The organism is Azospirillum sp. INR13, assembly GCF_015390205.1.
Taxonomy (GTDB): domain Bacteria; phylum Pseudomonadota; class Alphaproteobacteria; order Azospirillales; family Azospirillaceae; genus Azospirillum.
Window position 1 is genome coordinate 1 of sequence record NZ_VUOI01000007.1, and the last position, 19,557, is coordinate 19,557.

Sequence of the window (19,557 nt, forward strand, 5' to 3'; positions counted from 1 at the left end):
AGCCGCCATGCAGGAACACGCCGCCGATGTTGTCGTGGACGACGTTGCCCTTCACCGTGGCGCCGCTGGTCCAGTCGTCGAGATAGATGCCCCAGCTCGCCACCTGACCCGAGGGGTTGGTCGCCGTGGTGCCGGACACGTCGTTGTTGACGACGGTGTGACCGGTCAGGTCCTGCTGGCGGTTGATCAGGTAGATGCCGCCGCCGTCATTCGATTCCAGGTTGGCGTCGATCACCTTGTTGAAGGCGATGGTCGCGCGGTAGGTCGCGTCGCTGCCGTCCGTCTGGACCGAGCCGACGGCGATGGCCTTCTCCGGCGAATCCTCGATCTGGTTGTGGGTGATCTTGACGTCGGAGCTGCCGTTGACCCAGATCCCGGCGTCGCCGCGGTCGGCGGCATTCGGATTCCGGATCAGGTTGTCGGAGACGACGGTGGCGTTGGAGCCGGCCTTGACGAAGACGGCCTCGGCGCCGGTGCGGTCGAACTGGTTGCCGATGACCTTGCTGTTGGCGCTGTTCTGCACCGTGATGCCGTAGCCGCCGCCGGACACGGTGTTGTTGGCGAAGGTCAGGCCGGCGGCGTTGTCGGCGTAGACATAGTGGCCGCTCGCGACGCCATCGGTGAAGGTCAGGCCTTCGATGGTCACGTTCTTGGCGCCGCCCAGGCCGAAGGACACGGACGCCTGCGCGCTGCCGTGGATCACCGCCTTCTCGTTGCCGTAGCCGGAGAAGGTCACGCCGGAGTCCTTGGAGTCCAGCCAGACCACGTTCTGCAGGTAATAGTCGCCGCCGCGCACATAGGTGGTGTCGATATTGGCGTCGGCGCGCATCGCGGCCTGCGCCTTCTGCAGCGAGGCGAAGGGACCGTCGGTGCCGGCGGCATTGGGGGCGGCCAGCTTGCCCGACCAGCTGTCGTTGCCGTTCCTGGCGACGTAGAAGCCGGGTTCGGTCGGCGCCGGCACGGTGGGGGTGGGAGTCGGGGTCGGTGTGGGGGTCGGCGTCGGCGTCGGCGTGGTCGTGCCGGCCGGGAAGTCGGAGGCCGGGGCGTTCACCACCAGCGTGCCGTTCCACCACATCCCCTTCTGGCCGGCGATCACGTCCTTGCCGTCCAGCGCGCCCTTGTCATAGGTGACGGCGCTGCTGGTGGGCGAGTAGCTGTGGCCGTTGATGGAGATGCTGTTGACGTTCAGGCTGCGGTCCTGGCCGTTGATCACCGCGTCGTTGTCGTACTGGATCTGCACCTTGTGCGCCACCCGGTCGGCGGCGTCGGTGGTGAAGGTGAAATTCTTCGCGGTGGTGCCGGCGGTCCCCTCGCCGATCTGCTTGCCGTCGACCAGCACCTTGAAATGGGCGTTCACGCCGCCCGCCGGGGTGCCCGACGCGTTCACCACGATGGTGTCCTTGGCCCCGGTGCCCGCCACGGGAGCGGCGGCGACGGGGAAATAGCTCTTGTCGGCATTGACGACCAGCGTGCCGTTCCACCACATGTTCGACTGGCCGGCGGCGACGTCGCGGCCGTCGAGCGCGCCCTTGTCGTAGCTGACGATGCCGGCGGTCGGGGCGATCGTCTTGCCGCCGATGCTGATGCTGTTGACGGTCAGGCTGCGGTCCTGGCCGTTGATGACGGCGTCGTTGTCGTAGCGGATCTGCACCTTGTGCGCGGCGTCGGCCGTCAGCACGGGGGTGAAGACGAAATCCTTGGCCGTCGTGCCGGCGGTGCCCTCACCCACCTTCTGGCCGTCGACCAGCAGGGTGAAATGGGCGTTCACGCCGGCGGCGGCCTTGCCCTGGGCGTTCACGACGATCTTGGTAGCGGATGTGGCCATCGGTTCGGTGTCCTCGCCTGATGGGCCCGACGGCTCCTTGCGGAGTTTGCGGGCCTGATGTCCGTTTGGGCCTGAACCCGGGATGTGCGCGGAGGATGGCGAGGTCCCGGGGGATCTTTGTGTGATGTTTGCGCTAAAAACCGCGGAATCTGCGACAAATTGCGGGCGGCGATACTGTGCACGGATTCCCGGCATCGTAGTGATTGCACTGCAGCATTTCCGCAACAGCAAGCGGAGCGAATATTGCGGCTTTCCCCTATTCCTGCAGGAAGCCGTTGAACGAAAGGTGCTTTTCCCGGATTGTTTGGGATAGACACAACTGTTTGCCGCCGGAAGAGACGCGGCTACCGCAACGGCCCGGCCACCCCATATGTCCGGAGCCAGTGCGGAACAAGGATTGATCGAGAGATGCACGAGTACAGCGAGCGGTCGCGCCGCCCTGAACAGAACCCCAGCCACCGGCCTCTGCCGCCGGGCTGTTTCCGGATGCAGCGGCCCATTCGCTTCTCCCACTGCGATCCCGCCGGAATCGTCTATTTCCCGGTTTATTTCGACATGTTCAACGGGACGGTGGAGGACTGGTTCACCCAGGGCCTGGACATCGACTATGCGACGATGATCCTGCAGCGGCGGCTGGGTCTGCCGATCGTGCATGCGGAATGCGATTTCGTGATCCCCAGCCGCATGGGCGACACCCTGACGCTGGGAGTCCTGTTGGAGCGGCTCGGCCGCAGCTCCGTCAAGCTGCGCATCAACGGCGAGCATGAGGGGCAGGTGCGGCTGTCGGGCAGCCTGACGCTGGTCACCACATCGCTGGACGATTTCGCCGCGGTGCCGATTCCCGACGACATCCGCGCCGCGATGGAACGCTATCAGGCGGGCTGCGAGGGGTAGGGGGCTGGCCCTATACCCCCTCTCCCCCCTGGGGAGAGGGCTGGGGTGAGGGGGATGCACTGCGTGCCTTTCCCGAAAAATTCTGCTGTGCTCCCCCCTCACCCTAACCCTCTCCCCGCTCTCAGCGGACCTTTGGTCCGCCTGCCGCGACAGCGCAAACTTCGTTTGCGCGAAAGCGGGGGGAGAGGGGATTCTCCGTGACGGACCTCCATGGACGACCTCGACCGCCGGCTGATCGACCTGTTGACGGTGAACGCGCGCACCAGCACGGCGGCGCTGGGGCGGGCGCTTGGGCTGTCGCGGTCCACCGTGCAGGACCGCATCGCCCGGCTGGAGCGGCAGGGGGTGATCGCCGGCTATACGGTGAAGCTGGGCGACCCGGCGCCGCGCCGCGGCGTGTCGGCCCTGGTGATGATCAGCGTGAACGCCAAACTGGCCGACCGCGCCGTCCACGCCCTGCGCAAGATGCCGGAGGTGATCCGGCTGCACAGCATCAGCGGCCAGTACGACCTGTGCGCCACCGTCGGCACCGAAACCCATGACGCGATGGACGCGGCGCTCGACACCATCGGCCGCCTGCCGGGGGTGGAGCGGACGATGTCGTCGATCGTGCTGTCGACGAAGATGGAGCGGTAGATCGGACCACCGCTCCGGTCGAGCCTGTCAGAGTCTGGACGGTACTTTTCCACCGTCATCCCCGCGAAGGCGGGGATCCAGCGTTTCCAGTGCAAGGGCGGGCACAAGTCTGGATTCCCGCCTTCGCGGGAATGACGGCTGAAGAAGCTCTTCGATGCCTGTGCGTTACATGAACCTGAGATGCCTGCCCCCTCTCCCGCATTGTGTCCGACCGGACGCAATGGAAGAGGGGGCGATCCGCCCTCAGGCCTTCGCTTCCATCTGGATGACGCGCAGGTTGTTGGTGGTGCCGGCCTGGGCGAAGGGGATGCCGGCGACGACCACCATGGTGCCGGTCTTGCCGGCGAACTCCTCCGCCCGCGCGGTGGCGATGGCGCGGTCGACCATCTCCTCGTAGGTGCGGATGTCGTCCGACAGGATGCTGTGGGCACCCCACAGCAGGCAGAGCCGGCGCGACACCGCCTTGTCCGGGGTGATCGCCAGGATCGGCACCTCCGGCCGCTTGCGGGCGATGCGCGCCGCGGTGGTGCCGCTGGAGGTGAAGGCGACGATGGCCGAGGAATGCAGGCTGTTGGCCAGGTCGGCGGCGGCGGCGGCCACCGCATGGGGCGGGCTGTGCTCCTCGCCCGGATGGGTCGCCTGGATCAGCGAGTGGTAGAGCTTGTGCTGCTCGGTGGAGCGGATGATGCGGTCCATCATCGCCACCGCTTCGACCGGATACTGGCCGGACGCCGATTCGGCCGACAGCATCACCGCGTCGGCGCCGTCATAGATGGCGGTCGCCACGTCCGACGCCTCGGCCCGCGTCGGGGTCGGGGCGGAGACCATGGAATCCAGCATCTGGGTGGCGACGATCACCGGCTTCACCGCCAGGCGGCAGGCGCGCACCAGCTCCTTCTGCCGGCCGGGCACGTCCTCGTGCGGGATTTCGACGCCGAGGTCGCCGCGCGCCACCATCACCGCGTCGGACAGGCGGATGATGTCGTCGATCCGCTCCAGCGCCTGCGGCTTCTCGATCTTCGCCATGATGCCGGCGCGGTCGCCGATCAGGCCGCGGCCCTCGATGATGTCACCCGGCTTCTGGACGAAGGACATGGCGACCCAGTCCACCCCCAGCTCCAGCCCGAAGGCGAGGTCGGCTCGGTCCTTGGATGTGAGGGGCGACAGGTCGAGCACGGTGCCCGGCAGGTTGACGCCCTTGCGGTTGGAGATGGTGCCGCCGACGACGACGCGGGCCTCGATCCAGTCGTCGCCCAGCTCGACCACCTCGACGCGGACGCGGCCGTCGTCGATCAGCAGATGGTGGCCCGGCATGATGGCGGCGAAGATTTCCGGGTGCGGCAGGGGGATGGAGCGCTTGTCGCCGTCGCTGCCCTGCAGACGAAGCGGATCCGCTCGCCGGCGGCCACGGCGATCTTGCCGTCGCGGATGGTGCCGACGCGGATCTTCGGCCCCTGCAGGTCCTGCAGGATGCCGATGGGACGGCCGACCTCCGCCTCCAGCTCGCGGATGGCACGGTGGACCTTGGCATGGTCGTCGTGGGTGCCATGGCTGAAGTTCAGCCGGAAGGTGTCGACGCCGGCCAGGAACAGGGTCTTCAGCATCTCGGGCGAGTTGCTGGCCGGTCCGACGGTGGCGACGATCTTGGCGCGGCGATGACGGCGCATATGGTTCCGGCCGCGGGGGCCGTCCTCTGTTGGCTGGGCCGTCCGGTGCGCCGGCACAAGCGGCTGCCACCTTGGGAGGACGGCGGGGTGACTGGTCCGCAGCGGAACGGCCGGGGTGGGCAACCGTTCTGGTGGCGCCTGACGACCGTTCGCGTGCCATACCAAGGTGTCGCCATTGCCGCCGGAAAGCAAGGCGGCCGGCGGCGGCAGATCGAACGGGGTGAAACACCGACTGACTGCTGTTCCATCGTCCGGGGCGCTTCCCGGCGGCGTAAGAAGGCCCCAGAGCCCGCTGATCTGATAAAGTCGTTTGCAGAAGGGAAACGACGGCGTGGGAGGTTGATGCCCGAACGATCCCTAAATCAGATGCCGGCACGTGGAAAGCTGTCAGAAACCAATTGTCCGGAGTCTTATCAGATAGACGTTTGCTCCGTCATACTTGTACAGTATCGTCACTCCAGGTGATTCAAGTTGTTGGTCCGGGAGCACCTTCATGATCAATGAGCCATCTCCAAGTCTGGAATCTGATCCCGTTTCCGGAGCAAGCGCAATTCGATGCCTAAGGCCACCAAGAACAAACTGAAATTTGTTAAACATCAAGCTTGCGGATCGACAATCCGCGTCAAACTGCGTGGTCGATCGCACCCAGTATTTACCGATTAACCCGAAGACAGTCATGATTAGCCTCAGGATAGGCGCGCCGCTAAATTCGCTACATCGGTGGCAACGTCAGGTGTATACGCTGATTTGGCCCACTCATAATCCTCTTCATCAGGCTCAGCTGTTGTCATTGCAAATACCGTTTCCAATGGAATTGACTGCCTATCCAATGTCATTTCCCATATGTCAGAGTGGCTAAAGTCGCTGATAGACGTTGCTGTGTGATGTGAGCAAATTGCAGAAATCATGGAATCAACAACGCTGATTTCCTCTGGCAAAAATCGCGATATATCCGCGTTCTTTGTTGCGAAAAAGCGACGCTGTGTTCTATTGTAATGTGGTTCACGACGCTCAGCAAGCATCCCAGATGCTTTTAGTCGGTCTATGGAGCTTTCTACATGCTCTCCCCAAGGACCGCGCGGCATCTTGATGTAAGTTTCACCAGCTATTGACTTGCCATAGTTGGCAAATATTGCCAAGTCGGAGAACCACAGTATTTTGTGGAGCTTGGTGGCGCCCAAGTCAGCAGGGTTTTCTACTCTATTCACGATGTAGAGAATAAGAGCGTCGAGCTTGGCATTATCGAGCGCTGAGTGGGTCATGGTCGCCTCCATATCAGGCCCATCATAGGCGAATTTTGGGTATGGATATACTAATTTCCTGGAAAAAAGCGGTTGTGGGTGTCGCCAGCGAACACCGACGAACTTCTGATGGCCTTTATGCCGGCAAGAAGCACCATGGTGGAAAGGTGCTGCGGTTGATTTCTTATATTGAGCACTGTGGCCGATGCCGACGCGCTAGAACGTATCGCCAAGGAGAGGACTGGTGCAGGAGGTTCTGTCGGTCGTGCGCCGGCTGGCGGAAGAGGGCATGACGCTGATCCTGGTGACGCAGGAGATGCGCTTCGCCCGCGAGGTCTGCGACCGGCCGGTCTTCATGCATGGCGGCCGCATCATCGAACAGGGGCCGCCGTCCCAGCTGTTCGACCGGCCATCCACGCCGGAGCTTGCCCGGTTCATCGGCATGGTCGGGGGGCGCTGAGCGGCGCGCCCGCACTCCATCGCTGCCTTATCCCTGCCCCGCCCCATACGCCCATACGTGCGGGGTGCTCTCATGTCTGTGGATGATAGGAATATCATCTGCTAAAAAATCCATTAACGTTGCTGTCGGGCCGCCTTACCAGATCACGACTGTTAACCTTTTTGGGTACGCGAAAGGTCGGTCGCGACTTCGGATTACCCCCATAGCCGTACCTCAGCGCGTTAGATTGAGGACCAATCTTGTGCTCGGACGAATAAGTATTTTCGACAATGATCGGTCGCCGATCGGCGGATAAGTGAAACTATAATTCCAAAAGCGCGCGGAGCTTCCTAGTAGATGGATCTATGTCTTTCGAGATTGTCTTATCAGAATTATACATTTCAAAGCTGATATTGTGTCCTTGAAGGAAGGACTGATAGAAGTCTGGCGGTCCCTGTGACCATGATGGGATATAGTTGCCGAACGTAGCCCATCCCCCTTGACCGCCCCCGTGACCGGCCGAGCCAAATTTGCCACAAGGTTCGAGAAAACTTAACCGGATTTGGAAAGGTTTCGTTAACCATTGGAACGCCAGCATGGCTTCAACGAAACGGACATAGGATTGAAGTCATGAGCACGACCACCACGCCGAGCAAGATCGTCGTCAACGCCTACGGCCAGTCCGCGGACGGTGTCGCGCCGAATTTCAAGCTGCTGGTGGATGGTCAGGAGGTCGGGACGGCCAATGCGGCGACCGCCTCGTCGAAGGCCTACAGCTTCACTGCCGACCTTGCGGCCAACACGGCGCACAGCGTCCAGGTCGTTTACGACAACGACACCGTGACCGGCGCAAGTCGCGACCTCTACGTCCAGTCGATCGAGGTGAACGGCCACACGCTGCAGCCGACCGACGCCATCTACGAACGCTATGACGATGCCGCCCCGGCGCCGACCCAGGCCGGCCAGGAAGCCATGTGGTGGGACGGCGCGCTGACCTTCAGCACCCCCGCCAGCTATTACGCCGGTGGTCAGAGCGCCGCCCCGGCCGCTCCGACCACCGCCCCGGCCGCCCCGGCCGCCGGCACCGCGCAGAACGTCATCGCCGTGAATGCCGCCGGCACTGCCGCGGCCGGCGAGGGCGCGCACTTCACCGTGCTGGTCGACGGCAAGGAGATCGGCAAGGGGATCGCCGACAGCGCCGAAGCCAAGGAATTCAAGTTCACCGCCGATCTGGCCCAGGGCGCGGCCCATTCGGTCGAGGTGAAGTACGACAACGACGCCATGGTCGACGGTGCCGACCGCAACCTGTACGTCCACAGCGTCAGCGTCGACGGCAAGGCCGTTGCGGCGACCGACGATGCCGTGTCGGTCCTGCGTGAAGCCGACGGTGCCGACCTCGGCGCCACCACCGACCTCTATTGGAACGCCACGCTGACCGCGAAGCTGGATGCCAGCCACTTCAACGCCTCCACCGGCGACGCCGGCGGCGATACCGGCAGCAGCGACGGCGGCGGCACCGACACCGGCACCGACAGCGGCACCGACAGCGGCAAGGGCGGTTCCACCGGCGGCTCCACCGGCAGCGGCAGCACGCCGTCGGTCAAGGTGGGCAACGTCACGGTCTCCGATCCGGGCATGGTGCAGAGCCAGAGCAGCGGGTCGATCAACGGCTTCCTGAGCACCAAGGGCAACCAGATCGTCGACGAAGGCCGGCAACAACGTCCGCCTGACCGGCATCAACTGGTTCGGCGGCGAGGGCTACAACTACGTGCCCGCCGGCCTGTGGGCCGACAGCTACCAGGGCCACGTCGACAGCATGAAGGACCTGGGCTTCAACGTCATCCGCCTGACCTGGGCGGACGACATGTTCGACAGCGAGGCCGTCACCAACGGCATCGACTATTCGAAGAACCCGGACCTGAAGGGCCTGACCCGGCTGGAGGTCTATGACAAGGTCATCGACTATGCCGGCAAGGTCGGCATGAAGGTGATCCTCGACCACCACCGCAACGACGGCGGCGCCGGCACCAACGAACACGGGCTGTGGTACACCGACAAGAACCCGGAATCGAAGGTCATCGAAAACTGGAAGATGCTGGCCAAGCACTATGCCGGCAACGAGGCGGTGGTCGGCGCCGACCTGCACAACGAGCCGAGCGTGTCCGCCACCTGGGGCGGCAACCCCGCCACCGACTGGGCCTCGGCCGCCGAGCGCATCGGCAACGCCATCCAGTCCGTGAACAAGGACTGGCTGATGCTGGTCGAAGGCACGGAGTGGAGCAGCACGCTGGCCGGCGTGAAGGACCGTCCGATCGAGTTCGACGTGCCGAACAAGCTGGTCTATTCGCCGCACGCCTACGGCCACAGCGTCGGCAACTTCAGCTGGCTGCAGGACTCCAACTTCCCCAACAACCTGCCGGCCCAGTACGACAGCATGTGGGGCTACATCTACAAGAACAACATCGCCCCCGTGCTGATCGGCGAGTTCGGCGGCCAGATGAACAGCGCCGCCGAGCAGACCTGGGCCAACGCCTTCGTCAAGTACATGAACGGCGACTGGGATCTGGACGGCAAGAGCGACCTGCCGGCCGGCCAGCAGGGCATGAACTGGACCTACTGGGCCTGGACGCCGGAATCGGGCGACGTGGGCGGCCTGCTGCAGGACGACTACAAGACCATCGACGCCAACAAGATGAACATCATCAAGGCGGGTCTGGCGTCCGGCACCGGCAGCTCGGGCACCGTGGCGGGCAGCGACGAGGCGGTCTTCACCGTGCAGCTGGCCAACGCGGTCACCACCGCAACCACCATCGACTATTCGACCGAGGACGGCACGGCCAAGGCCGGGTCCGACTACACCGCCGCCAGCGGCAGCCTGACCTTCCAGCCGGGCGAGACCACCAAGACCGTCACCGTCCACATCAACGGCGACAATTCGGGCAATGAAGGAACGGAGAACTTCCTTCTGAACCTGACCCACGGCAACACCAGCATCGGTGCCGCGACGGGCTACATCACCGACCTCGCGGCGTAAGCTCTCCCGCGAGGGCACCACTGCAGCACGGGGCCGATCCGCGTCGCCAAGGGCGCGGGTCGGCCCCATTGCGTTTTTCAGGGTTTGCGTTTTCGGGACCGGCACAGTGTGCCGACAGCCGGCCACTCCACCGCCGGATGGCCGGCGAGCCCGTCGAGCAGGCGGTCGAGCGACGCCCAGATCGCCTCGTCATGGACCCGGTGGTGGGTCAGCAGGCCGATGGGTTCATGCGGGTCGCGTTGGCCCTCCCGCCGTTCGCGCAGTTCGCGGCACAGCGTATCGAGCAGGGTGTCGAGCGGCACGGCGGAGCGGCTGCCGCGCCAGTCGATCAGGTCGAGGTGGGTGTTGATCCAGGCGATGCCGTCACGGGGTTCCGGGGATGGGCCGAAGGCGGAGACGGCGCGATAGCCGGCGGCCGACAGGCACGCCGGCATGTCGGGGGCCATGCGGTTCCAGGGTGGGACGAACAGCGGCAGAACGCGGTTCCCGAACAGGGCGCGCAGGACGGACAGGCCGCGTTCGGCCTCGGCCCGGCGGAGCTCGGGCGGACGTTCGGGGCCGAACTCGCACTTCTTCTTGCCGGGGGCGGCATGGTCGGTGTGGGACCAGCCATGGACCAGCGGGGTGACGCATGCGTGGTCGGCTAGTGCCTCGGTAAGCGACGGTTCGGCGTCGGCTGGGATGACGGCAAGGCCGAGGGGGATGCCGGCCTGGGTGCAGCGATTCAGCAATCGGTCGAGCTGCGGGCCGGCGGCGACCGCGTCGTCGTCGCGCAGCCAGAAAGTGCAGCGGAGGCCGAGATCCGTCCAACGGGCGAGTTCTTCGTTTACGGCGGTCCAGCTCGTCATGATCTCTTCTCCGCCAGCATGGCCTCGACGATCTCCACGCTGCGTGCCGCCCCGGCCAGCGATGCCGGGTCGAGCGGCGGGATGCGCACGCCCAGGACGGAGCGCACGGCGCCTGCGAGGCTGTCGGGGGTCAGCGCCGCCTCGCGCAGCATGGCGATGCCGGAGCGGCGGGCCAGGATGGCGGCGCGGATGGTCTGCTCGACCTCCTTGCCGTCCTCGAAGGGGCAGAAGACGCTGGGGACGCCGGCCGTCAGGCAGTCGAGCGCGGTGTTGTAGCCGCAGCGCCCGACCGAGGCGGCTGCCCGGCCCAGCAGGGCGCGGAAGTCGGGGCGGACCGGCTCCACCACGAGGCGTTCTGCCGGGGCCATCGCGCGCAGCCGGTCGGCCAGCACCGCGTCGCCCTTCGCCACCAGCAGGCGCCAGCGCTGCGGCAGGGCGGCGGACGCGGCGCAAAGGGCGGCGGCCTCGAAGACGGGACGGCCGACCGGGCCGCCGCCTGCCGTGACCAGGATCTCGCCCTGCCCGTCCGTGCCGCCGTCGCCAAGGGCCGGCGGCGGGACGACGAAGCCGGTGTAGCGCAGCAGCGGACGCATCGCCGGGGTCAGCGGCCAGCTGTCCTCCAGCGGCACCACGGCGGGGTCGGAATGGACCAGCACGCCGTCATAGAAGCCGAGCAGCCGGCGTTCCGTCTCTGCCACGCGCGCCGGTTTGGAGGGTGGGGCGAGGATGTCGCGGACGGAGGCGAGGGTCAGCGGCGGGGCCGGCAGCCCGCGGGCGCGCTCCAGCAGGTCGTCGAACTCGGCAGCGAGCGCGCGGCGGCCGAAGGGGAAGAGTTCGGTCACGAGAACGTCGGGACGGAGGCTGTCGAGCAGGCCGGTCAGCATCGCGCGGCGCGCGGCGAAGGTCCGGGCATCGGCGGGATGCCCGTCGGCGGTCAGCAGCGTGGCGAAATCGGCGCCGTCGCTCGCCAGCGGCGGCAGTTGGTGCAGGGTGGCGCCGCCGGTGTCGAGATGGGGAGCCGGGCGCCCGCCGCTGACCACATCGACGCTCCAGCCGCGGCCGGCGAAGGCCTCCGCCAGGGCGAGCGCGCGGCTGAGATGGCCGGTGCCCAGCAGATGGGTGACGACGATCATGAGCTTCACGACAGGCGCTCCCCTCGCGGTTGCCGGTCGGGCGCAGGGTGCCGTCATCGGTGAGCGTCATGGCGTAGAGGCGGTCGCGCTTCACCGGCACCGGCGGCGGTCCGCGGAAGTCCCAGCCCCAGGCGAGCGCCAGGGCGACGCGCATCACGCCGATGTGGGTGACGACGAGGTGGGGGGATGCAGTGCGTGGATTCTCGGTGGAGGGCCGCCGCGCGTCCCCCTCACCCTAACCCTCTCCCCGGGGGGGAGAGGGGATTCTTGCCGTGTTGAGAGGGAGTCTAGCCAGCCGGTCAGGCGGTCGCGGATGTCGGCCGGGCTTTCGCCGCCGGGGGGGCGGAAGTCCCAGCCCCAGTCTTCGATGTCGCGGTAGCCGCTGTCGGGATCGGCGCGCAGGTCCAGGCCGCGCAGCCCCTCCCAGGCGCCCCAGTCCATTTCGATCAGTCGGTCATCGGTGCGGACGGGGCGGCCGTTGCCCAGCAGGCGCGCGGTCTCCACGGCGCGGGACAGCGGGCTGGCGTGCAGGGTGGCGTCGCGCCAGTCCTCCGGCAGGGTCAGGCGGGACAGGCGCTCGCGCCCCTCCGCGTCGAGCGGGATGTCGGTGCGGCCTTGGATGCGCCCCTCGCGGTTCCAGCCGGTGACGCCGTGGCGCAGGAAGGCGAGGCGGATCATGCCGGCACCTGCTTGGTCAGGCCGGTCAGCAGTCCGCGCAGACGCTCCGCCGCCGCGGGCAGGCCGTGACGCGCCTCGACATGGGCGCGGGCGGTTCGGCCGAGGGACCGCAGGGCCGACGAGTCGGCGAGCAGTCCAGCCAGCACCGCGGCGAAGTCCTGCGGCGCCGGGCCGGTCAGCCGTCCGCCGACGCCGTCGCGGATGACGGTTCCGGTGCCGGCATTGTCGACGGCGAGCACGGGGAGCCCATGGGCCTGCGCCTCCAGATAGACCATGCCGAAGGCCTCGTTCAGGCCGGGCCAGACCAGCAGGTCGGCGGCGCGGTAACGGCCGGCGAGGTCCGTGGGGGCGCAGGCGCCGTGGAGTGTCACGCGCGGACCGAAGGGGGCGAACAGGGCCGACACCTCCGCCGCCGCCGGGCCGTCGCCGACGATGTCGAGCGTCCAGGGCTGGTCGGCAAGGATGCCGAGGGATTCTGCCAGCAGGCGGTAGGAGGCGAGCTTGTCGCCCGGCCGCATCATGGCGACGGTCAGCAGGCGGGGCGGCGAGTCCGGGCCGGTGCGTTCAACGGAGGCCGGCAGGTCGAGGAAGGGGGGCAGCATCGCCACGCGCTGGCCGGGCCGGCCGTAGGCCTCCACCGCCTGCCGGTCGCGGGCGCTGACGCAGAGCACGAGGTCGGCCGATTCGATGGCGGCTTCGGCGGCGGCGGCGAAGGCGGACCACGGGCCGGTCAGGCGCTTGCGGGCGCGGGTCGCCTCCACCACCACATAGGGGATGCCGAGCTTGCTTGCGATGGCGGGGCCGATCAGGTCGGGGGCCTTGTAATAGACATGGTAGCTCAGCCACAGCGACGGGCGCCGCTCCGGCGCTGCGGCATAGAGGGACAGCAGGCGCTCGCGCTCGCCGCCGGCGGCGGCTGTCAGACGAGCCTGGAGCGCGGCATCGCCGCTGCCGTCATAGACGCGCAGGCTGCTCGCCACCTCGACCGGGCCGGTCGCCTCCAGCGCGCGGAGGATCAGCCGCGCCATCTGGCGGTCGCCGGAGGGGATGGGGTGGTCGACCGGCTTCAGCGGGGCATGGAAGGCGATCCGCGGCAGGGATGGGCGCGGCGGGGACTGGGCTTTCACGCCGCTGCCTCCTCCAGCCGGCGGACGAGGCGGTCGATGCCGGCGGTCATGCCGAACTCGGCGCGCAGCCGGGCATGGGCGGCCTCGCCCAGCCGCAGGCGAAGCGCCGGGTCGGTGGCGAGCCGTTCGAGGGCGGCGGCGATGGCGGGCGGCGTGCCGTCGGTCAGCAGGCCGTGGGTGCCGTCCGTGATGAATTCCGGGATGGCCGACACGGCGGTGGACAGGATGGCGAGGCGCTGGCTCGCCGCCTCCATCAACACGTTGGGCAGGCCGTCGCGGTCGCCGTCACCGGCCACCACGCTGGTCAGCACGAACAGGTCGGCATGGCGCAGCGCCTCGATCACCGTCGCCTGGTCCTGCGCGCCGCGCCAATCGATGCGGTCCGACAGCCCCAGACGGTCGGCTTGCGCGCGCAGGTCATGCTTCAGCTCGCCGGAGCCGATATGGACCAGCCGCCAGTGCAGGCCGTCCGGCAGCGTCGCCAGGGCGTCGAGCAGCCGGTCGTAGCCCTTCTTCTCCACCAGCCGGCCAACGGACAGAATTTCCACCGCAAGGGTAGGGGCGGAGCCGTCGCGGTTCAGCGCGTCCGCGCGGTCCGGCGGGGCGGGAAAGCGGCCGAGGTCCAGCCCGTGATAGACGAGGTCGATGCGCGCGGGATCCGCCGCCAGCCCGCGCAGATGCGCCGCCCCCACCGCGGTGCAGGTGACGCCGAAACGGGCGTCGGACAGCTTCTCGCGCTTCTCCCACTCCGGCGAGGTCCAGATGTCCTTGGCATGGGCGGAAAAGCCCCAGCCGATGCCGCGGATCGCCGCGGCATAGCGCCCGACCGAAGCCGGGGTGTGCAGGAAATGGACGTAGACGAAGGGAACATCCGCCGGCAGCTCCGCCGCCAGCACCAGCGCCTGACCGAAGCGGCGGCCCCGGTTGGCGGTGCGGTCGCGCCACAGGTCGCGCAGCCAGCCCAGCGCCGTGCGGGCCAGCCCGGCCGGGTGGCGGACGAGCAGCCGGCCGAGCGCGCGCAGCACCCGCCGCGGCTCGTCGCGCAGATATTCCGGCAGGTAATGGACCGGTGCGGTGATGCGGTCGTGCAGGGCGTGGCGGCGGCCGTCGGTGGGGTGGCGCAGGGACCAGATCGCCAGATCGACGCCGCGCTCCTGCAGGGCGAGGATCTCCTGGGCGATGAAGGTTTCCGACAGGCGGGGATAGCCCTTGACCACCACGGCGATCTTCAACGGCGCAATCTTTGGCGGCACGGCTTTCGACGTCATGCGGGACGGTGTGGCGCCGTCCGTTCCCTCGTCGGTCATGCGCGCTTGCCCGCCATGGCGCGGGACATCCGTTCCGCCGCCCGGCGGATCGGGGTGACCGGGGTGGCGCGGGCGACCACCGAGTCCGCCTCCAGCACCTCGCGCGTCAGGTCGACGATGCGGTCCAGCCCGCCGAGCAGGCCGGGCAGCGGGCTGGCCGAGGGCGGTGGCTGGCTGGACAGGGCGCGGATGGCGTCGGCCATCGCCCGCGGGTCGGCGCCGTCGCGGTCGGCGTCCAGCATGCGCAGCAGGCCCAGCGCCTCCGCCGCCTCCGCCCGGATGCGCTGTTCCAGCCGCGGACGGGTGCGCGGGGCCAGGACCGACGGCTTGTCGAAGGACAGGATCTCGCAGAAGGTGTTGTAGCCGCCCATCGCCACCACGCCGATGGCCCCGGCATAGAGGTCTTCCATCCGGGAATGGAAGTTGATGGTTTCCACCCTGCCCTTCAGCCGGCGGATGCGGGCGGCGAACTCCTGACGGCGGGCATCCTCCAGGAAGGGGCCGTAGACGATCAGGGCGTTGGGGGCGAGATCCGGATCGCTCTCATAGGCGGCGATGGTCCAGTCGACCAGGGCCGCCCCGTCGCCGCCGCCGCCGGGCGTCACCAGCACGTAAGGCGCCGCCATCAGGCTGTCCGCAGCCTGGACGGCGCCGCCGCCCTCCGACGGCTCCCGCCGCAGATAGCCGGTGTAGCGCACGCGCGCCGCCACGTCCGGCGGCAGATCCAGCCCGTCGAGCGGGCGGTAGACCTGCGGCAGGCCGTAGACCCAGAGCTGGTCGTAGTAGCGCTCCACGGCGGCCACCGCCTCCTTGCGCTCCCATTCCGGCTGCAGCGCCTCGGGCGCGTCCAGCACGTCGCGCAGGCCCAGCACCACGCGGGTGTTGCCTGTGGCCCGCATCTCCTCCAGCGCCGGCAGGAATTCGCCGTGCAGGCCGGTCGGCTCCTTGTCGACGATGGCCAGCGTCGGGCGGAAGGCGCGGGCGGTGGCGCGGATGATCTCCGCCCGGATGGCGGTGGTCTCCTCGATCGGCAGGCCCAGGTTGCGGGCGGTATAGCCGCCGTCCGGCTGCTTCACCACGCCCGGCAGGCGCACATGGTCGACCCGTTCCGGGAAATCGAAGCGGCCGGCGACCGGCGAGCCGGTGAGGATCAGCGCCGAGGCGTCGGGAAAGGCCGACACCAGGGCTTGGGCAATCGTCCGCGATCGCCGCAGATGCCCCAGCCCGAAGGTGTCGTGGCTGTACAGCAGGATGCGCGGCGGTGTCCGGTCAGGGTGGATGGACCGAAAGGGGGCGAGGGGCTGGTGCATGCTCGGACACTCCGCTTCAGCAAGGAGTCGGAACCGAAAAGCCGTAGCAGATCAAATCACTATGCTCGTCTGAGGACCGGCTTGGCCCCGGTGGTTGCGCGTCTGGTCCAGGTGCCGGCGGCAGCGCTCCAGCCTGGATAGAACCCCTCACATGGATTTCGCCGCGCATCAAGCCGACTTCCGGCCGAGCGGCGACAACCCACCTATGTCCTGTGATATATGAGTGACGGTCATGCTTGCAGGGCTTGGTGCCCGCCGGGGAAAGGGCTCAATCGCCATGATAGGGATCCAGGGCGTCACGCAGTCCGTCGCCGAAGAAGTTGAAGGACAAGACTACCAGGATCACCGGCAGCATCGGTAATGACACCCATGGATAGGTTTCCACGGCCATCAAGTTCTGGGCGTCGTTCAGCATCACCCCCCAGCTGGTCGCCGGCGGGCGCAGGCCCAGCCCCAGGAAGGACAGCGCCGTCTCGCCCAGGATCATCGCCGGGATCGACAGGGTGGCGCTGGCCAGCAGGTGGCTGGCGAAGTTGGGCAGCAGGTGGCGGCGGATGATCCGCGCCGGACTTGCCCCCATCAGCTCCGCCGCCATGACGAAATCCTCCTCGCGCAGCGCCAGGAAGCGCGAGCGAACGGCGCGGGCCAGCGACGGCCAGTCGAGCAGGCCGAGGATGACGGAGATGCAGAGGAACACCGTCACCGGGCTCCATTGCGCCGGCACCGCGGCGGAGAGCGCCAGCCACAGCGGCAGCTCCGGCAGGGATTTCAGGATCTCCGACAGGCGCTGCACCCCGGCATCGATCCAGCCGCCGAAATAGCCGGCCATGCCGCCCAGCGTGACGCCGATGGCGAAGGACACGGCGATGCCCAGCAGGCCGACGGTCAGCGACAGCTGCGCCCCGATGGCCAGCCGCGACAGCATGTCCCGGCCCAGCCGGTCGGTGCCGAGCAGATGCAGCGTCGCCCCCGGCGGCGGGCAGACCAGCCGCATTTGCGCCTCCACCAGCCCCAGGAAACGGTAGGGCTTGCCGGGGCAGAAGAATTCCAGCGGCATCGGCCGGCTTTCGTCCGCCTCGTAGCGCCAGCGATAGTCCTTCAGGTCGGGCTGCCCGGTGGTCGGGTAGACGAAGGGGCCGATGAAGCGGCCCTCGTGGAACAGGTGGATGCCTTGCGGCGGGGCGTAGAGATGCTCCACGTCGCGTTCGTTGGCGCCGTAGGGAACCAGGAAATCGACGAAGGGCAGGCTGAGATAGGACAGCCCCAGGAACAGCGCGCCCAGCACCGCCAGCCGGTGGCGCAGGAACCGCCGCAGCATCAGCCGCCCGGTCGAGGCGCCCGGATCGAAGCGGGTGGCCGGGGCGTCCGGCGACTCCGGATCGGGATAGGGCCGGCTGTCGACGTAGTGGTCCCAGCCGCCGTTCTTGCCCTCACCCCTCATGATTGCGCCTTCCTTGCCTTGCCCAGCCGGATGCGGGGATCGAGCAGGGCCAGTGCGATGTCGGAGATCAGCATGCCGACCAGCACCAGCAGCGAGATGAACATCAGGATGAAGCCCGACAGGAAGATGTCCTGCGCCCGCAGCGCCTCCAGCAGCGCCGGGCCGATGGTGGGCAGGCTGAGCACCACCGAGATCAGCACCGATCCCGACACCAGCGACGGCAGAAGCGAGCCGATGTCGGAGACGAAGGGGTTCAGTGCCATGCGCAGCGGGTAGCGGGTCAGCCGGCGCAGCGGCGGCACGCCCTTGGCCTTGGCGGTGACGACATAGGGCTTGCCCAGTTCGTCCAGCAGGTTGGCGCGCAGGCGGCGGACCATGGCGGCGGTGCCCGACAGGCCGATGACGATGGTGGGAACGATCAGGTGCTGCAGGATCGAGCCGAGCTTGGCCCAGCTCATCGGCTGGTTCTCGTACTGGGCGTCGACCAGCCCGCCGATCGGCAGGCCCAGCCATTTCTGCCCGTAATAGAGCAGGATCAGCGCCAGCAGGAAGTTCGGCGTCGCCAGCCCGATATAGCCGATGGTGGCGGCGAGGTAATCAACCCAGCTGTTGGCGCGGATCGCCGCCAATGCCCCCAGCGGGAAGGAGACCAGATAGACGAACAGCACGGCGGCGACGTTGAGGACGACGGTGAACCACAGGGTTTCGCCCACCACCTCCGCCACCGGCTTGTTGAACTCGAACGACCAGCCGAGGTCGCCCTGCAGCAGGCCGTTGAAGCCGTTCGGTCCCGGCCACAGGCCGATCCAGACCAGATATTGCTCGGGCAGCGGCCGGTCCAGCGCATATTCACGCCGCAGGAATTCGGCCTTGGCAAGGCCGGCTTCCTGGCCGGTGGCGCGCAGCTCCGCGATCTGGTTGGACAGATAGTCGCCGGGCGGCAGGTTGATGACGATGAAGATCACGATCGACACCACGATCAGCGTCGGGATCATCACCAGCAGCCGGTGCAGGATGAAACGCAGCATGGGCGGTCATTCCCCCCTGCGGTGGATGCCGGCCGGCTCCGGATCGGCCGGGCGGGCCGTCGGCGAAATAGAACTCGTCGGGGCGGTAGATGCCGAGATAGGCGCCGGGATCCCACAGCCACAGCCCCTTGTCCGGGACGTTGCGCAGGCGGTTGGCGACGGCGATCGGCTGCGGCGTCTTCGACACCACGCCGATGGCGAAGATCTGGTCGGCATGGATGTCGAGCATCGCCGACCACAGGGCGCGCCGTTCGGTCTCGTCGGTGGTGTGGCGCCAGCGGCGGGCGAAGTCCATCAGCTCCTGCGCGACCGGCATGTCGATGGGCTCGCCGGCGCTGCCGGAGGTCTGGTAATGCTGCCCCCATTTCGGCCAGCTGAAATTCTCCTGCGTCATCGGCGCCAGCTCCTCCGGACTGCTGTCGGGATCGGGGACGCCGTTGTCCCAGCCGCCCCACACCGCCATCATCGTCTGGCCGGCATAGACGCGGTTGCGCAGCACGTCGCGGTCCACCGTGCGCACCAGCAGCCGGACGCCGATGTCGCGCCAGGTCTCCGCGATGATCTGCAGCGCGTCGGCCACCTCCGGCTTCTCGCCGGCCGATTCCACGATCACCTCCAGCGGGCGGCCGTCGGGCAGGTCGCGGTACAGCTCGCCGCGCCGGCGCTTCAGACCGATCTCGTCCAGCAGCGCCGCGGCTTGGCGAGGGTCGTACCCGGTCCAGACGCCGGTGCGTTCCGGCTTGAACAGCGGGCTTCCCGGCAGCACGTCCACGCCGCTTTCCCGCGCCAGCCCGAAGAAGAGCGAGCGGTTGATGATGCGCCGGTCGATGCCCATCGACAGGGCGCGGCGGAAGCGGGGATCGCGCAGCAGCGTGCGCCAGACCGGGTCGTTGTAGTTCAGGTTGGGATAGAGCGCGATCTCCGCCGCCTTGCCCTCCGGCCACAGCAG

Annotated in this window: 15 protein-coding genes and 2 pseudogenes; 5 read left to right on the plus strand and 12 right to left on the minus strand. The window is 67.7% G+C overall.

Annotated features, from left to right (window positions below; all coding sequences use genetic code 11):
* On the minus strand, positions 1-1,825 hold a 1,825-nt coding region (locus F1643_RS07760; protein WP_194912405.1), incomplete at its 3' end, for a carbohydrate-binding domain-containing protein.
* Positions 1,826-2,233: 408 nt separating this feature from the next.
* Here F1643_RS07760 and F1643_RS07765 point away from each other — a divergent pair.
* Both F1643_RS07765 and F1643_RS07770 read left to right on the plus strand, forming a co-directional pair.
* Positions 2,234-2,719: a thioesterase family protein gene (locus F1643_RS07765; protein ID WP_194912406.1), complete on the plus strand. Its 486-nt coding sequence runs from the start codon at positions 2,234-2,236 to the stop codon at positions 2,717-2,719.
* 210 nt (positions 2,720-2,929) lie between these two features.
* Positions 2,930-3,355, plus strand: coding sequence for an Lrp/AsnC family transcriptional regulator (locus F1643_RS07770; protein WP_149222766.1), 426 nt, complete (start codon positions 2,930-2,932; stop codon positions 3,353-3,355).
* A 243-nt stretch (positions 3,356-3,598) separates the two neighbouring features.
* On the opposite strand, the pseudogene pyk reads toward F1643_RS07770, so the two are convergent.
* Both pyk and F1643_RS07780 read right to left on the minus strand, forming a co-directional pair.
* Positions 3,599-5,022: pseudogene (pyk, locus tag F1643_RS07775) on the minus strand (pyruvate kinase).
* A gap of 686 nt (positions 5,023-5,708) precedes the next feature.
* The gene (locus F1643_RS07780) at positions 5,709-6,284 is read right to left on the minus strand and encodes a Panacea domain-containing protein (RefSeq protein ID WP_194912407.1); all 576 of its coding nucleotides are present in this window, start codon (positions 6,282-6,284) and stop codon (positions 5,709-5,711) included.
* A 223-nt stretch (positions 6,285-6,507) separates the two neighbouring features.
* On the opposite strand from F1643_RS07780, the gene F1643_RS07785 reads away from it, so the two are divergent.
* The 3 genes and pseudogenes from F1643_RS07785 (at position 6,508) to F1643_RS22560 (ending at position 9,736) form a co-directional block, all read left to right on the plus strand.
* A complete protein-coding gene (locus tag F1643_RS07785) occupies positions 6,508-6,723 on the plus strand; it encodes a hypothetical protein (protein ID WP_370540514.1) in 216 nt (71 codons plus the stop codon).
* Between the two features lie 609 nt (positions 6,724-7,332).
* A pseudogene (locus tag F1643_RS22555) lies at positions 7,333-8,010 on the plus strand (carbohydrate-binding domain-containing protein); the annotation flags it as partial.
* 460 nt (positions 8,011-8,470) lie between these two features.
* Complete coding sequence (locus F1643_RS22560) at positions 8,471-9,736, plus strand: cellulase family glycosylhydrolase (RefSeq protein WP_370540515.1); 1,266 nt, start codon at positions 8,471-8,473, stop codon at positions 9,734-9,736.
* A 77-nt stretch (positions 9,737-9,813) separates the two neighbouring features.
* Here the strand turns inward: F1643_RS22560 and F1643_RS07795 are convergent, their stop codons facing one another.
* From F1643_RS07795 to F1643_RS24570, 9 genes are all read right to left on the minus strand, one after another.
* The gene (locus F1643_RS07795) at positions 9,814-10,584 is read right to left on the minus strand and encodes a polysaccharide deacetylase family protein (protein WP_194912408.1); all 771 of its coding nucleotides are present in this window, start codon (positions 10,582-10,584) and stop codon (positions 9,814-9,816) included.
* Positions 10,581-11,717, minus strand: a complete 1,137-nt coding sequence (locus F1643_RS07800; RefSeq protein WP_255542553.1) for a glycosyltransferase family protein — start codon at positions 11,715-11,717, stop codon at positions 10,581-10,583. The genes F1643_RS07795 and F1643_RS07800 overlap by 4 nt, the downstream gene beginning before the upstream one ends.
* Positions 11,718-11,870: 153 nt before the next feature.
* Positions 11,871-12,395, minus strand: coding sequence for a histidine phosphatase family protein (locus F1643_RS07805; RefSeq protein ID WP_206692400.1), 525 nt, complete (start codon positions 12,393-12,395; stop codon positions 11,871-11,873).
* Complete coding sequence (locus F1643_RS07810; protein WP_370540516.1) at positions 12,392-13,522, minus strand: glycosyltransferase family 4 protein; 1,131 nt, start codon at positions 13,520-13,522, stop codon at positions 12,392-12,394. The genes F1643_RS07805 and F1643_RS07810 overlap by 4 nt, the downstream gene beginning before the upstream one ends.
* Positions 13,519-14,775: a glycosyltransferase family 4 protein gene (locus F1643_RS07815; protein ID WP_370540517.1), complete on the minus strand. Its 1,257-nt coding sequence runs from the start codon at positions 14,773-14,775 to the stop codon at positions 13,519-13,521. Before F1643_RS07815 ends, F1643_RS07810 begins: the two co-directional genes overlap by 4 nt.
* Before the next feature lie 50 nt (positions 14,776-14,825).
* A complete protein-coding gene (locus F1643_RS07820) occupies positions 14,826-16,139 on the minus strand; it encodes a glycosyltransferase family protein (protein ID WP_194912409.1) in 1,314 nt (437 codons plus the stop codon).
* Positions 16,140-16,407: 268 nt separating this feature from the next.
* Positions 16,408-17,580: an ABC transporter permease gene (locus tag F1643_RS07825; protein ID WP_194912411.1), complete on the minus strand. Its 1,173-nt coding sequence runs from the start codon at positions 17,578-17,580 to the stop codon at positions 16,408-16,410.
* Positions 17,577-18,548 carry an ABC transporter permease gene (locus tag F1643_RS07830; RefSeq protein WP_370540530.1) on the minus strand — a complete coding sequence of 324 codons (972 nt, stop codon included), beginning with the start codon at positions 18,546-18,548 and terminating at the stop codon, positions 17,577-17,579. Before F1643_RS07830 ends, F1643_RS07825 begins: the two co-directional genes overlap by 4 nt.
* The gene (locus F1643_RS24570) at positions 18,430-19,557 is read right to left on the minus strand and encodes an ABC transporter substrate-binding protein (RefSeq protein ID WP_370540531.1); all 1,128 of its coding nucleotides are present in this window, start codon (positions 19,555-19,557) and stop codon (positions 18,430-18,432) included. Before F1643_RS24570 ends, F1643_RS07830 begins: the two co-directional genes overlap by 119 nt.